The sequence below is a fragment of the Roseovarius sp. A-2 genome (assembly GCF_002072155.1).
In the GTDB taxonomy this organism is placed as follows: Bacteria; Pseudomonadota; Alphaproteobacteria; order Rhodobacterales; family Rhodobacteraceae; genus Roseovarius.
Window position 1 is genome coordinate 1 of sequence record NZ_BDIY01000039.1, and the last position, 14,404, is coordinate 14,404.

The following is a 14,404-nucleotide window of genomic DNA, read 5'->3' on the forward strand; positions in this document are numbered from 1 at the left end:
AAGCTCAACGGCCTCGATCCGCTGGCCTATCTCGCCGACGTGCTCGACCGCATCCATGATCACAAGATCAACAAGCTAAATGAGTTGCTGCCGTGGAATTGGGTGCCACTGCCATCCGTGACGGACACTCAAGCCGCGTAAGCTGCGGTATCAAAGAGGCGGTGACGTTGGTTGATTGGGGAGGGGGGATCGCACTGGGCCCTGGGCAATTAGCAAGGGCTCAAAGGCTTACGTTTCATGGTAATGCCCTAGAACCCGTCTAGGATGTCATTGGGAACTTAGGGATCACCCAGTTTCAGTGATGCCTATAGGCGTCTCTACCCATAGGATACCACCATAGGATACCACCATAAGGTCCAGGCATTATGGGGCCTGTTACCAGGGCTGAAACCTTACGTTTCATGGTAATGCCTTAGAACCTTCACGGATGTCATTGGAGACCAAGGATACTTCCCAGATGGGATATCCCCATAGAAGCAGATACCATTAGGCTATCCCCTATTGGCCTAAAGGCATTTCCGGGAATGAGCGCGACTTCATCGATCTCTGATTGCCGAGATCAGGCGGCTTTGATGATCGGCCTGAAACCCAATCTTCTCTGGTATGATTGGCCCAGAATATCTTCGACCAAGTCAGCATCTCGCTCTCGGACAATCAGGCTGTCATGAACCGGCAGTGCCGGGACCTCAAAGCACCTGGAAAGCTCCAGCATCGCTGACAGGAAGAATTCCGACTCGACAAATTGGAGCTTGGACCAGTCCAAAGCACCCCATTTGATCTTGTCCAGGACTGGATGACGATTTCTGAGCGCGGCAACCACATCCTTGAGCTTGTAAATGTCGCTGAGTTTCCGGCCATGGCGCTGGGCGTATTTTTCAGCCTCTTTCTTGGGCCATTTAGCAGGTGGTTTTCCGGAGCCAGTCCAAGCGGTGAATACGAGCTTCACAACCTCTCGTTCGATACCGTCAATGTCATAGGGATCGGCCTGGGTATCTAAGGATTTTCCGTGAAGGCCATAAAGGATCGCCAAATGGCTCGCCCTGACATCTAGCTCAACGGTTGGCTTTCCGTCGATTTCAATCTCTTTTCGAGTCTCCGAGTCCATGCTTTGCCAGTTATCGTCTGACGCGCAGTATAACCGCCCTCCTTTGTCGAAACTGAAATCAGCAAAATTCCCCCGATTGAACAGCCGATAGAGACTTGGCTGATCCGCCAGATTGAAGGCGTGATGTGCATAGGCTTGATTGAGCTCGCGCATCAGATCAACTTGCCTGTCATACTCAGCCCCACGGATTTTTATGTTTCGAGACGGTTTCCTTCGTCCGTTTTGCAGGTGAAATTCATCCCTGACGGTCACGGGTCGGATTAGACCAGATTGCTTTGGGAAATGCTCTCGGATCGTATCGGGATATAGCTCAAATTCAGCCGCCATATCCAAGAGCGTCCGCTTAGCTCTCATCCTACGGGCTCGTGAAAGATATACATCATCTGTCGGGCGCTCCATTTCCGTCCTGGCCTGAAAATATCCAGTTAACTCGATCAAGTTCATCTCGGACCAGAACTGATTCAGTTGCTCATAATGACGGCCTGAGACCAGGGTCTCGGAAAGCACTTCACGATCACAAGGGCGATACATGAAACCATCGGCTGCTTGATTGGCATTGTGATGCATAAGGTCCCCTGCGTAGGCGGCAACAGCTTTCTCGAAGGATTGCTGATCATTCTGTCGGCGCTTGCGTTTTCGGGGATGATATGCCGCTTCGTGTTCGAGTGTTTGTTCGACCATGGCTTGCACGAATTGCCGTGCATTCTCCGTATCGGTCGCTCTAAGAAAATCAGCCATTTCGGCTGCATCAAGGATGTCCTTGGGTACGTCTTTTCGGATTGTCATGGGTTTTCCTTACTAGAGTCTGCTTGCGCTGGGTCGGTCGCCAGCGAGAGAAAGACGGGTTCTCTCTCCTAGTAAGGCCGTTTGCGTTCCGCTTCCTTTGAGGGTTAGCGATCAGGCGATACCTAGCGCAACGATCTTGGGGAAACGGAGCCGTTCAATAGCATCTCGCTTTACTGCAAATGACGCCCCGCCCGAATACGTTCCATATGTCATGGTCGGTTTGTCGTGACCCAAAATATCGGCTGCGACGTTTTCCGGTACGCCTAAGTTCTCTAGTTCTGTTGCGACGGTTTTTCGGATGCTGTGAAAGACATATCGACTGTCATACCCTAGAGCCTTTTTGAGCCTGCCAAACCTTTTTCCAATAGCGTTAGAACGGTTGCCATATTTGTTCGGGCCTAAACCTGACAGCAAAAATCCATCGCTGCTTTCCTTCGACAAGCGGGAGATTACTGGTTGAAGTTGCATATGTATCGGGATTTGTCTGTTCCCTGCTTTTGATTTCGCCCCTGTGACATCCAAGCTTTCATGACTTATATCGGGCAACCTGAGCATCCCGATCTCTTCAATTCGGCACCCCGTCCACATAGCGATCACAATCAAATCACGCAGCATAACATCCCCCTTTTTATCGGCGGCCTCAATCAGCGCTTTTAGATCGGTCTCTTTGAACGGTAGGCGTTCATCCTCATAACTCGACTTGCTGCGCTTTGAAGGCTTTCTAACAACGTCCTTGAAGGGTTCATCATTGCGAAGAATTAGCCCGGCATCATTGAGATAATTCCAGTATCCACGACATGCTGACATGATCCGGCTAAGGGTATTGGCTGCAAGCCCTTGCTCACCGTGCTGAAGGTCGTGAACCCAGCGCTTGATCGCCCTTTGGTCGATCTCATGGGTATACTCGAATTTCTCAGCAAGGCGACGAACATCAGATCGTTTCATATCGATGGTCTTTTGTTCATTCTTTGCGCTGGCGAGCCAATCGTCTATGTACTTTGAGGTAAGGACACTTTCGCCATCAACTAGTTTGATAAATGCGTCAGCCTGTTTGGGGTCTTTCTCATGCAATTCCCATGCGGTGTCAGAGATTTCCCCTTGGCGAACCTCGCGTGTAAATGGGTCGTCGTATTCCTGTCCCTTGGTTAGCTTTTCTGCCAACTCAAAGGGTTCCATTCGACGTGCCTGCTTGCCTGTCCGCGCCTCTTCAATCTGCGCTTTCCACTCGCCGATCAGCGACCACTTGATGCGCTCAGCCTCCGACAAACTGTCGGTTTTAAGGCTTTGGACGAAGCGTGCTTTGTCGCCAAATTTGCGTCTGAGCGGTTTCGGGATTTCCAAGACGGCATACCAACCACGCCGTCTCTTTTGAAGATATGGGGGATTTTTCTGAGCCATTACCACACACGATAACCACACACGTTTGGCTCTTTAAACCCTTGATTTGTTGATTATAAGGGAAATTAACGCCAGGTCATAGTATCCCTCTCTCTCCGCCATTTACGAACAAAAGTGGGCACTCCAGAAGGTAACTTCTTCTGCGCGCCAACGGCGTGCTTCAGGTGGTCTTTCCGGCCTCTTATTCGGATCTCTTTGTCGCCTATCTCGATCTCGTCAATGATCGCGCGGAGATATGCTTGACGGGAACGGACCTCATCGCAGGTCAGTCGCTGCTGCATGGCCGAATTTCAGCCCCGCAGAGATCGCCTGTCGCGGAACGGGTAAATTGCTCGTCAATGAGCCTGCGCTGGACAAACTGCAGGCGTTGCGCGACCGGCTGGGCAAGCCGCTGATCGTCCGTTCTGCCTATCGCAGTTCCGAACACAACCGCTCCGTCGGCGGCGCAACGCGGTCGAAGCACATGGACGGTGCGGCCTTCGACATCGCCATGACGAACCACGATCCGGCGGCGTTCGAGACGGCGGCACGTGCGGTTGGTTTCCTCGGGTTTGGACTTTATCCGCGCTCGGGGTTCATGCATGTCGATCTCGGCCCCACGCGCCAATGGGGCGAGCGCTTCCCAGTCCGCGCGACTGCATTCGCCGAAGAAACTCCACCAGCGCGCGAAGTGCTGGCCGATAGCCGCACCATGAAGGGCAGTGGCGCGGCTGGCGTGGCAACGTTGGGCGCAGCCGGGGTCGAGGTGGCGCAAGGCGTCCTGGCAGAGACCCAGACCGCTATCCTGCCGCTCGTGCCGTATCTCGACACGCTCCGCTGGGTGTTCATCGCCGTCGCGCTCGGCGGTATCGCGGTCACGATCTATGCTCGGTTCGACGACTGGAAGCGGGCACGGCGATGATCGGCGGCCTCCTCGCTGCGCTCGCCGGATCGGCATGGGCACGCGCAGCGCTCCGCTACGGCGTCACAGCCTTCGCAATCCTTCTATTCCTGCTGGCCCTGCGCCGTTCCGGCGAGCGGGTCGGTCGCCTGGCGGAACGCCTTGAAACCAGGGAGAAAGCCAATGAAGTTCAGCGAACGATGCTGGAGGCTGCGGCTCTCAGGCCTCTTCCACGCCACGCTGGAACTCGACTCTAGCCGCAAGACGATCAATGAAGATTCGCAGCATAACATCGAGGTTCAGGTCGCGTCGGATGTCAGCGACCCGTTTGTCCTGAACGACACCACAGACGGGCAGGCCGAGTCGACCACGCTTCTCGAGGATCCCTTCGTCGAGCGGAGACGGTAGCGTCAAACGCCGTACAGGGCGTTCGCGGCGCAGGCAGAGCCAGCGATGCCCGGGCCGCGCAAGCGAACCCGGGTTCGCTTACGCGGTCACCGTCTGATATCGTCCGGAATTGGCTAGGCCGCGACGGCATCCGGTGCCAGGCATGCGCGGATGTGATCCGGCACGAGGCGAGCCGAGGAGACGCGGGGCAGGTCCATCTCGGGGATGGCGCGGACCTCGGCCTCGTCGCCGTTCTCGAAACTGTCGCGGCCGACGTAGTCGATGAAGCTTTCGGCCGCCACGCCCTCGGCCAGCAGCAGCTCGTGCCCTTGCGTCTCGATGTGGTAATAGGTGAAGCCGTCCATCGGCATTTTCGCGACCCGATAGATTGTCGCGCCATTGACCAGCGCGCCCGCGTTGTAGAGCACGCCGTCAATCTCAACCGCGTGGTCGGCGCTGAGGTGCAGGTCGCGCTCGGGCAGGCCATTGCCGAGGGCACCTGCGGTGATGCAGATCGGGTTGACCTTGGCGGGATGCATCAGGCGGGTGTCGATCTCCATCTCGCCCAGCCAAACAACCGCTTCCAGCCGCCCGTCGGCGGTGCGCAGCAGATCGCCCGGTTTCAGCGTCTCGACCGCGCGCGCGCCTGTCTCGGTGGCGATGGCGGTGCCGGACAGGAAACAGTTCACCGTGGCGGTGATGCTGTCGAGGATCATGAAACCATTGGGGCTGTTGAACTGAATCGAGTTCCACTGTCCCGCTGGTGCCGTCGCCACTCCGTTGGCCACAATCTGCGAATCGGGGATCACCGCCGTGATCGCCGTGGCCATCGGCGCGCCGTTGGCCGTCTTTGTCTGGCTGAGCACGATCGAGTTCGTACCGACGAAGGTCGGGCTGCCTCCAGGGCTGCTGCCGAAATTGAACACAAGATCCGAGAAAAACTCCTCGCTCGGTGTGTCATTGATGGTCAGTATCGCGGTGCCGCTAGAAACGGACAGGCCAAAGGCTGTGCTACTGAAATTGGCAAGGCCGGCATTTGAAGAAAAGCTGAACGTTATCCCCTGCTCGGTCAGGGTGCCATTTTGGACACCACCCGCCGCAATGGAGGTATCCGTGGCGATGTCAGTGCCCCGAAAATCAAATGTGGCATTTGTGACTGGCATGGTTTCAGCTCCGCTGTTTCTTTATATCTATGATGCGACCGCCGCGCCATGCGGATCGGTCGCCTTGATGTGTCATTCAGTTTCGCGACGGGAAGATCCCGAATTGCACGACGCAGTATTGCAGCCCAAGAAACGGATCCTTGATGTTGAAGGACTGATTGCCGCCGGTGTTGCCTGCTGTCGAGGTCACGTTCACGGACACGCTGCCATCCTCCAGCGTCTGGTCGAGCGCGCCGCGCCCGGCGTAATGCGGCGACGGCTGGTCAGCGAGCGCCGCGCCAGCGACCGTGTTCGAGTTTACCGCGCCGTCCGAGCCGTGCAGTTGCGCCGTGGCGGTGCTCTGGATCGCGTGGTTGTGGCTCGGCATTTCCGTGACGTTCATGGTATGGCGCTCGGCACCGCCCTTTTCACCCAAGCGGACGAGGCTCAGCCCCGGTTGCTGGCCGTTGTTGGTGGCGTAGCGGCCACGCAGGTCAGGGATGCCGAAGGTGGTGCGCCCGTCGCCGCCATAGGTCGTGCCATAGAGCGAAAACAGCGCGGTGTTGCTTGAAATCGCCAGCAATTGCCCCGCCGCCGGGATGGTCGAGCGCGGGCAGAAGTTCCAGCCGCCCAGAACGATTTGGCCAACCCAGAAGTCCTGCGCCTTGGCGGTGTCGGGGGTGACGCTGAGTGTGGCTGCGGTCAGGGCGGCGAGGAATGTGGTGGATTTCAACATGCTTTGTCCTTGATTAATAAGTTTCTTTGGGCGCGATGGGCGCGATCCGCGCAAGATTACCGACACTAAAAGTATAAATATTACACGCGCCTCGCGGGCGCGAAAACGAACTACACACGTATAACACGTAGAATGACACACGAAATCGTGATTGAAAAGGAAAATTTGTGACCGCGAAGGAAAAGTTCTTGTGGCCGAAGAGCCGGGTATTCCGTCATCATGTAACGCACGCACGCACGCGCTTGGTGCTTGTGAAGAAGACGGGATGCGGGATAGCGTGACGGGGAAACGTGACGAAGCGGACCCGGTCCGGCAGCCTGTCGACACGGGCAATTCAAGAACGGAGATTTCGGTGACGGATGGTCAGGCACAGACGGCCGCGCAACGCAGCAACGGCAAGGACGCCACGCAAGAGGTGTTGGACCGCATTGCCCGGCATCAGAGCGCGGGGCGGCTGGACGAGGCCAACAGGCTTCTGGACGGGCTGATCGAAGAGCGTGGACCGATGCCGCGTTTGCTGCATTACAAGGGGCTGAACCTGGCGATGGCCGGTCAGCGCGAGGAGGCCGAAAAGCTGATGCGGGCAGGGCTGGACAAGGCACCTGAAGACCCGCTTCAGCATGCCGACCTTGGGGTTTTGCTGGCGCAGTCCAATCGACTGGAAGAGGCGATCGAGCATTTCCGAGAGGCCGTGGAACTGGCCCCGAATTTCGGCGTGGCCCATTCCAACCTCGGCGGTGCCCTGGTGCTGGAGAAAAAATACGGCGAGGCCGTGCGCCATCTGGAAAAGGCCATCGAGTTGGAGGGCAATCTGCTCGACGCGCATACCAATCTGGGGGTCGCCTACAGCCAGACCAACCGGCATGGCAAGGCGGTCGATGTGCTCTACAAGGCGCTGTCCATCGACCCGCTGAGCGTGCGGGCGCATGTTCAGCTGTCGGCGGCGCTCTATCGCAATGAACGTCACGACAGCGCCGAGCATCACGCCCGCCGCGCGATCGAGCTGGAGCCGGGTGCGAGCGAGGCCTACCTGCATCTGGGCAATGCCCTGGGTTCGGCGGGCAAGATGGACGAGGCCGCCGAGGCGCTGCTGTCGGTGGCCGGGCGCCCGCCGATCGGCTTGCAGGCGCTGTCGCGGCTGATCCATCTGCGCAAGACGAGGGCGGATGCCCCCGAGATGCAGATCCTCGAAAAGTATCTGGAGCGGATCGACAGCTTCGGTGAAGAGGGGCAGGCGAGCCTGCATTTCGCCGCCGGGAAGGCGTTTGATGATCTTGGCGACTATGACAGGGCGTTCGGGCATTTTCACGCGGCCAACGAAATCAGCAAGGGACTGCATCCGTTTGACGAGAAAGCCTATGTCGCGCGGGCCGAGCGGCTGCGCGAATTTGCCAGCACGGCGCTGCTGAAACGCTGCGGCGGGGCCGGGGTGAAAGACCTGGCACCGATCTTCATCAGCGGCATGCCGAGGTCGGGCACGACCTTGATGGATCAGATGTTTTCGCGCCATCCCAAGGTCACGGCTGGTGGTGAACTGCGGGCGATGCCTGCGGCGATGCATCAGGGGGGCCACCTGCGCGAAGCATTGCAGGAAGAGCGCCCCGAGGACGAGATCGGGCCGGACGATTTCACCCAACTGGGCGAGGCCTATATGGACGGGGTCCGCGCCGAAGGTATCAAATCGGAATATGTGTCGGACAAGATGCCGTCGAATTACCTCTATGCCGGAATGATTTCACTGGCGCTGCCACGGGCCAAGATCATCCTTATGCGGCGTCATCCGCTGGATTGCCTGCTGTCCAACTACATGCAGCATTTCGGCCAAAACCAGCCGTTCAGCACCGATTTCGACAATCTGGCGCGGGTCTATCGCGAATTCGACAATATGGTGAAATACTGGAGCGAGGTGATCCCCGACCGGGTGCGCGTGGTGAATTACGAGGACGTGACCGCCGATGCCGAGGGCCAGATGCGCGGCTTGCTGGATTGGATCGGTCTGGACTGGGACGAGGAAGTTCTGAATTACAAATCTTCGTCGCGGCAGGTGAATACCGCATCTCTGGCGCAGGTCCGCGAACCGATCTACACCCGATCCGTAGCCCGGTGGAAGAATTACGGCACCAATCTGAAAGGGCTGGCAGCGCCGCTGTCGGACTATCTCTCGGATGAGGATCTGGCGTTTTCCGGGGTGAAATAGGCCTGTTCCGCGCACAGTTAAGCCGGGGTACGTTTCATAGCCACAAGACGGCTGCGCGGCCATCCGTTCACATCCTGTGGGCGCGCGCGTCGTCTTGATGAGAACACGCCCTGCAAGGTCGATGCGTGTGGCAGCGGCAGCGGTTGGTGGGCTGGAATCTCCGCGAGGAAAAGGCCGCCGAGCATGGCAGGTTCAATCACCTCAAATTTGATCTGAGCCGTGCAGACCGGGGCGTTCAGAGCGGCCAAGTACCTGAATCTCCACCGACCTCGCAGGGGGCGGCGCGACCTTGAACCTTGACGAAACGGTCGGTTTTAAAGGTCTGCGGCGCGCACGGTTCAAGGAAATCAGAAGCCCAAACGCAAGCGGCTTCACAGTGCCACGAGTGTCAATGTGCATTCAAAACTGACCCGGTTTGATCATTTGAACATGACCCGCCCCTGAGGTGGCAAAGCCCACAGGCGAGCGTCTCGGCGTTCTCGTGGGCGATTTCGAACCGGCATGTCGCACTCAGGTTCTGAAGCTTAGACTTCCCAATTTGACCATTCTGGCTCTCGATATAAGCTTGAATGACCTCGCCCAGCGTCTTGGCCGTCTTCTTCTTGATGGCGGTCGCAAGTCCGTCGGGCTGATTGAGTTCCCGTTCCTTACGCTTCATCCATGCTTTGGCGTCGGCCTTTTGTCGAAGGACGTGGAATGCGCGCAAATTGCAGCCGGTCAAGAGATGGGCTTGCAAGTCCCGCGCCATCCACCAGTGCGATGCGCCCTGCAACGGGAGCGTATGCGGCGCGAAAGTGTTGCATGGATTTCAACGCGATCACACGTTTTTGGAGCGGCTCGATCCCCAGCGCACGAAAGATGTTCATGTCCAAATTTCGGTTGGGACATTTCGGTTGAACTATCGGCATGGGCATGGTTGGTTCCCTGCATACTTAAAAATTAGCAGGGAGAATAGCCATGTTGCCTCGTTACTTGATTGCCGCCGTAACGGCTGGCCTTGTTTCGACCAGTGTCGCACAAGCGCAGGATACTTATGTTGCCGGGGTCGAAGCCTCGTTCCCGCCCTGGGCCTATGTGGAAGAGGGTGAATTCAAGGGGATCGCCATCGACGCGATGCGCGCGATTGCCGAAGATCAGGGTTTGGATGTCGAATTTCGCGATATGCCGTGGCCATCTTTGGTGCCTGCACTGGCGCAGGGGCGGATCGACCTTCTGGTGACCGGGTTGAACGTGACGCCGGAGCGCGCCGAGGTTCTGGATTTCTCGATCCCGTGGTGGGAAAACGACGACGAAATTCTTGTCGCCTCGGACTCGGGCAAGAACATGATCGACGTTCTGTGCTGTGGGGCGACCATCGGCGCGCAGGGCGGGGCCACGCAATATCAGTGGCTCGAGGAAAACCTTGTCAATCGCGATGGCGTGGACGTGACGCTGCGCGGGTACGAGGATTACGTCGTGGCCATCGAGGACATGCTGACCGGGCGCACCGATGCCGTGGTCACCTCGACCGATACGGCCGAGGAATTCATTTCGAACGGCCGCCCGGTGACCATCGTCGGTACCATCCAGCAGAACCAGCCGCAGGCCCTGGCCGTGCAGAAGGGAGACCCCAACGAGTTGCTGGCCAGCCTGAACCGCGGCATCCTCAACATCTATGCCAGCGGCCAGTGGGAAGAGATCGTTCACGAATATTCGCCGCAGGCCTCGATCCGTGCGATCCCGACGGCGATGCCGGGTTACGTGGATTCCTATCAGGAGCCGATCCCGGGTTATTCCGAGTAATCGCCGCCGTGCGATGATTGTGCCGGGCTGCGCGGTGGCGTGGCCCGGCGGTTTCACGGATGGGTGGGCATATGATCGTTGAAATCATCATCAATCACATTCCCTATCTTCTGGATGGGCTGTGGGTCGCTATTCAACTGTTGGTGTGCCTGCTGGCCATCGGGTTTGTCTTTGGCCTGCTTCTGGCACTGGCCGAGGTTTACGGGCACTGGACGTTGCGTGCCTCCGGCATGGCCTTTGAGCGCGTGTTTCGCGGGATACCCGAGCTGGTGCTGATCCTGATGTGTTTCTATGGCGTCGGGAACTGGTACCCGATCGAGCCTTTCCCGGCGGCGGTTCTGGCACTTGGCTTGCGTTCGACCGCCTATCAGTCGCAGATCTTTCGCGGGGTCATACAGGCGGTGCCCAAGGGACAGATCGCGGCGGCCCGCGCCATTGGCATGTCGGGTGTGCAGGCGGTACGCTACGTGGTGCTGCCGCAGGCACTGCGGCAGGTGCCGGGGCCCTGGTCGAATGAATTTTCCAGTGAACTCAAGGCGACGTCGCTGGCCTATGTGATCGGCGTGGTCGAATTGACGCGGCAGGGCCGGTACATCATTTCCAGCACACAGGGCAATATCCTGATCGTCTTTGCCGTCGTTGCACTGATGTATTTTGTGGTCAATTGGCTGGGCAACCGTGTGTTGTATCGCGCCGAAAGGGCGCTGGAAATTCCCGGACTCGAACGGAGGGAGAGTGACTGATGCTGCTCGACGTCAAGGATATTCACAAGAAATACGGTGAGATCGAGGTGCTTAAAGGTGTCTCCCTGACGCTGGCGCGCGGTGAGACCAAGGTTATCATGGGCCCGTCGGGGACCGGAAAATCCACCTTGCTGCGCTGTATCAACCGTCTGAGTCCGCCGACCTCGGGCGAGGTGTTTCTGGACGGTGAGTTGATATGCGATGCCAATATCAACGAGATGCGCCAGAAGGTGGCCTTCGTGTTCCAGGATTTCAACCTGTTCCTGCACCTTAGCGCATTGGATAACGTCGCGATGGGGCCGATGCGCCTGAAGGGCATGAAGCGGGCCGAGGCGCGGGAACTGGCCATGCAGGAATTGGAACGCGTCGGCATGCAGACCCATGCCGCGTCCTATCCCGCGCAACTATCTGGTGGGCAACAACAGCGGGTGTCGATTGCCCGCGCCCTTGCGATGAAGCCCGAGGTTATCCTGTTCGACGAGCCGACCTCGGCGCTTGACCCGGAACTGACGGGCGAGGTGGTCACAGTCATGCAGAAGCTGGCCTCTGACGGGATCACGATGCTGGTGGTCAGCCACGAGATCGGCTTTGCCCGCCGGGCCGCCGATGCCATCATCTTCATGGAGGGCGGCCATGTGATCGAAGAAGGCCCGCCAGAGCAGATCATCGGCGCCCCCAGGCAGGACCGCACCCGCGAATTCCTGAACGTGATCGCGGAAGAGGGCCAGATCTCGTGAGTGATTTCATCGCCTTTGCCACCGAACATTTGCCGACGATCCTGTCGGCCCTGCCGATCACGCTTGGCATGTGGGTTCTGGCCATCGTCATCGGTGCGGGGCTTGGTCTTTTGCTGGCAACGGGGCGCTTGTACGGAGGGCGTATCACATATGCATTGGCGACAACCTATGTCGAAGTGTTTCGAGGCACGCCGATGCTGGTGCAGATGTTCTTTATCTATTTCGGCCTGCCCGAGATTGGCATCGTTCTGGACCCGTTCACAGCAGCCGTGATTGCCATTGGTTTGAATTCGGCGGCCTATCAGGCCGAATATTTCCGGGGGGCTGTACGATCCATCCCGCAAGGGCAGATGGTTGCCGCGCGCGCCATCGGGATGACCCGCCTTCAGGCGCTGCGCAACGTGCTGTTGCCGCAAGCCCTGCGCCGGGTCATTCCGCAATGGTCCAACGAGGCGATCCTGGAGTTGAAATACACCTCGATCGCCTATGCCATCGGGGTCAGCGAAATGACATCCAAGGCCGAGCAGATCGGGTACAAGACCTTTCATTTCTTCGAGGTCTTCCTGTTGGTGGCCATTGTCTATGTCGTGTTGACGGGCATCGTCGCACAGCTTTTGCATGTTCTCGAACGGCGCACGTCCATTCCTGGCGTGAACCGCTGATCTGTCCACGCGGGGAAGGGCAGCCGCGAGGGCGGCATCGCCACCCCGGGGCCTCGGACCGGCGCTTGGCGAGGATTTTCCCGGTCTCGATATCGACGATCTGTGCGAACACCTCGACGCCCGCAGGGTTCTTCAACTCGAATATCGTGAAGTCGAGCATCCGGCGCGGCGGATCGAGCGTGCCCTCCTCGGCGCGGCTGATTTCGCGAAACCGCGTGGCGGCGCGTGTGGCGGGCAGGATCACGTCGCCACTCCCAAGAAGAAAGCGCAGATGCAGGGAGCTGGTGTTTCGGGTCTCGTCGATGAAGTCGGTTGCTAACTGGCTGGCCCGAAAATAATCGCTCAGTGTGAAATCGGTCGATGGCGGGGTCAGCCCACGCGCCGCCAGAAACGAACGCGCAGCCGAATTCTCGCGCGAGAAATCATGGCGGTCGCCGTCGAATATGCATTCCACGGGCTGATGTTCGGTCGCTTTCACGAGCGTCAGCTTCATGCCGCGCTGCACCATCATGCCGCCGCCGAAAGCATCCATCCAGCTGTCAATATGGCGCGGCGTCAGGGCGTTGAACTTGTAGATGCGCTTGGCCCCGCCACCCGACAGGGTGCCGCTCCAGCCGGACGTGGCCGACCGAACGATGGGCATGCGCTGCCCCTGAGCTTCCAAGACGATCCGGTTGCAGCCGTCATAGATCAGATCGACCGTGCCTTCGTTGCGATTGCGCGGATCGATCTGGACCATGCCGGCCGATGACATGATCACATCGCCCGATATCGCCTTATACCGGCCCTGGCAGGGCAGCGGCTCCGAGGCTACGGTCGAAACGCTCAGAGCGAGCGCCACAAGACTCTGGGTTGCCGTTCTGGTGCAGATCACCCCGGAAAGATGTCCTGTTTTCGTGGTCGGTGCCATTCGTGCGAACCGCTGCACCGTACTTCCGGCGAAAAATGTCCGATTCGCCACGGTGATGCCCCGTCCGTTTGCCGGAGATTGAAGCAAATATTTGATTCTTATAAGATTTACTGATCCGTAGGGCCAATGTGTAGCGGAGCGAACGGTCGGAAACTTCCCGCCAAGAGCGGAATAAGGTTCAGCCGTGTCAGCGCATCTCCGTCAATGCTGTTATCAAACCTTAGACAGCGGCCATTGCTCAGGCGGAGCGCAACCTTTGGGCGACCGCGGCGATGCAGCCGAGCTCAACGGCTCCGCGAGCGCGACAAAATCAACCGGCAAGAAGACCTTACCGCGAACCGGCGACCATAGAGCTTTCTTCTTTAAGTCACGCCGCCAGCCGTAGATCAGGGAGCGCGTGATCTCTTGGCCCTGCGCGACCTGTGTCACCGAGGCTCCAAACACGCCCACCTCCGAAAAGATATCCAGCTACTCTTCTTCGCTCCAACTTCGACGTCGCTCAACGCCCAGCACCTCGCCCTGCATGGCTTCACCCCATAAGACACGTCAGTAAAGACGTCGTTATGCACATGTCTTAGCTTACGGCGGCGACAGGCGGCACCAATCGGGCGGTTGCGAGAAACGTGCGCGGAAGTGCTTTGGCACCAATCAAGTGCCGGACGTCCACTATATGTTCAAGCGTCGACTATTTGGGGATCGCAACATTCGCCAGCGCCGGATGGAAAAGATCATCGTGTCCGGATTGCCCACCGGAGGAGGGCAAGGCAGGTTCGGCACCTAACAGGCTGCTGAAATAGTCCCACCTCGACAGCTGGTTGGGAACATGATTCATCCTCGTCACGGCAATGGCGGGGGTGATGATGCGCGGGACGGACGAGACGAGCGGTTCGCTGTTCAGCTATGTGGATCTGGAGGCGCGCATCCCGGCGCGGCATCCGT

At 58.4% G+C, this 14,404-nt stretch carries 14 protein-coding genes; 8 read left to right on the forward strand and 6 right to left on the reverse strand.

Annotation, left to right across the window (positions count from 1 at the left end):
• A partial coding sequence (locus BHD06_RS21330) for a transposase domain-containing protein (RefSeq protein WP_139784833.1) occupies positions 1–141 on the forward strand: 141 nt, incomplete at its 5' end.
• A 418-nt stretch (positions 142–559) separates the two neighbouring features.
• Here BHD06_RS21330 and BHD06_RS21335 read toward each other — a convergent pair.
• Together BHD06_RS21335 and BHD06_RS21340 are read right to left on the reverse strand one after the other, a co-directional pair.
• Positions 560–1,891, reverse strand: a complete 1,332-nt coding sequence (locus tag BHD06_RS21335) for a hypothetical protein (protein ID WP_080458971.1) — start codon at positions 1,889–1,891, stop codon at positions 560–562.
• 111 nt (positions 1,892–2,002) lie between these two features.
• Positions 2,003–3,289 carry a tyrosine-type recombinase/integrase gene (locus BHD06_RS21340; RefSeq protein ID WP_080458972.1) on the reverse strand — a complete coding sequence of 429 codons (1,287 nt, stop codon included), beginning with the start codon at positions 3,287–3,289 and terminating at the stop codon, positions 2,003–2,005.
• Between the two features lie 235 nt (positions 3,290–3,524).
• On the opposite strand from BHD06_RS21340, the gene BHD06_RS21345 reads away from it, so the two are divergent.
• Both BHD06_RS21345 and BHD06_RS23930 read left to right on the forward strand, forming a co-directional pair.
• Positions 3,525–4,190, forward strand: a complete 666-nt coding sequence (locus BHD06_RS21345) for a D-Ala-D-Ala carboxypeptidase family metallohydrolase (RefSeq protein ID WP_080458973.1) — start codon at positions 3,525–3,527, stop codon at positions 4,188–4,190.
• 162 nt (positions 4,191–4,352) lie between these two features.
• Complete coding sequence (locus tag BHD06_RS23930) at positions 4,353–4,577, forward strand: hypothetical protein (RefSeq protein WP_176214447.1); 225 nt, start codon at positions 4,353–4,355, stop codon at positions 4,575–4,577.
• A 113-nt stretch (positions 4,578–4,690) separates the two neighbouring features.
• On the opposite strand, the gene BHD06_RS21355 is transcribed toward BHD06_RS23930, so the two are convergent.
• Both BHD06_RS21355 and BHD06_RS21360 read right to left on the reverse strand, forming a co-directional pair.
• A complete protein-coding gene (locus BHD06_RS21355) occupies positions 4,691–5,719 on the reverse strand; it encodes a Hint domain-containing protein (protein ID WP_254892556.1) in 1,029 nt (342 codons plus the stop codon).
• Positions 5,720–5,795: 76 nt separating this feature from the next.
• Positions 5,796–6,434, reverse strand: a complete 639-nt coding sequence (locus BHD06_RS21360) for a phage tail protein (protein WP_080458975.1) — start codon at positions 6,432–6,434, stop codon at positions 5,796–5,798.
• 352 nt (positions 6,435–6,786) lie between these two features.
• Here BHD06_RS21360 and BHD06_RS21365 point away from each other — a divergent pair, with 352 nt between their 5' ends.
• Entirely contained in the window at positions 6,787–8,631 is a 1,845-nt protein-coding gene (locus BHD06_RS21365) for a tetratricopeptide repeat-containing sulfotransferase family protein (RefSeq protein WP_176214448.1), read from the forward strand.
• Positions 8,632–9,019: 388 nt separating this feature from the next.
• Here BHD06_RS21365 and BHD06_RS21370 read toward each other — a convergent pair whose 3' ends face one another.
• Positions 9,020–9,289 carry a hypothetical protein gene (locus BHD06_RS21370; RefSeq protein ID WP_080458977.1) on the reverse strand — a complete coding sequence of 90 codons (270 nt, stop codon included), beginning with the start codon at positions 9,287–9,289 and terminating at the stop codon, positions 9,020–9,022.
• Positions 9,279–9,497 (reverse strand): MlrC C-terminal domain-containing protein, encoded by a 219-nt coding sequence (locus BHD06_RS21375; RefSeq protein ID WP_217805711.1) that lies wholly within the window; start codon positions 9,495–9,497, stop codon positions 9,279–9,281. The genes BHD06_RS21370 and BHD06_RS21375 overlap by 11 nt, the downstream gene beginning before the upstream one ends.
• 91 nt (positions 9,498–9,588) lie before the next feature.
• Between BHD06_RS21375 and BHD06_RS21380 the strand changes: the two genes are divergently transcribed.
• The 4 genes from BHD06_RS21380 to BHD06_RS21395 all read left to right on the forward strand — a co-directional run bounded on the left by BHD06_RS21380 (position 9,589) and on the right by BHD06_RS21395 (position 12,555).
• On the forward strand, positions 9,589–10,413 hold the full coding sequence (locus tag BHD06_RS21380) for an ABC transporter substrate-binding protein (RefSeq protein ID WP_080458979.1): 825 nt from the start codon (positions 9,589–9,591) through the stop codon (positions 10,411–10,413).
• A 71-nt stretch (positions 10,414–10,484) separates the two neighbouring features.
• Positions 10,485–11,156, forward strand: coding sequence for an amino acid ABC transporter permease (locus BHD06_RS21385; protein WP_176214449.1), 672 nt, complete (start codon positions 10,485–10,487; stop codon positions 11,154–11,156).
• Entirely contained in the window at positions 11,156–11,893 is a 738-nt protein-coding gene (locus tag BHD06_RS21390; protein WP_080458981.1) for an amino acid ABC transporter ATP-binding protein, read from the forward strand. Before BHD06_RS21385 ends, BHD06_RS21390 begins: the two co-directional genes overlap by 1 nt.
• Positions 11,890–12,555, forward strand: a complete 666-nt coding sequence (locus BHD06_RS21395; protein ID WP_080458982.1) for an amino acid ABC transporter permease — start codon at positions 11,890–11,892, stop codon at positions 12,553–12,555. The genes BHD06_RS21390 and BHD06_RS21395 overlap by 4 nt, the downstream gene beginning before the upstream one ends.
• Positions 12,556–14,404 lie beyond the last annotated feature (1,849 nt).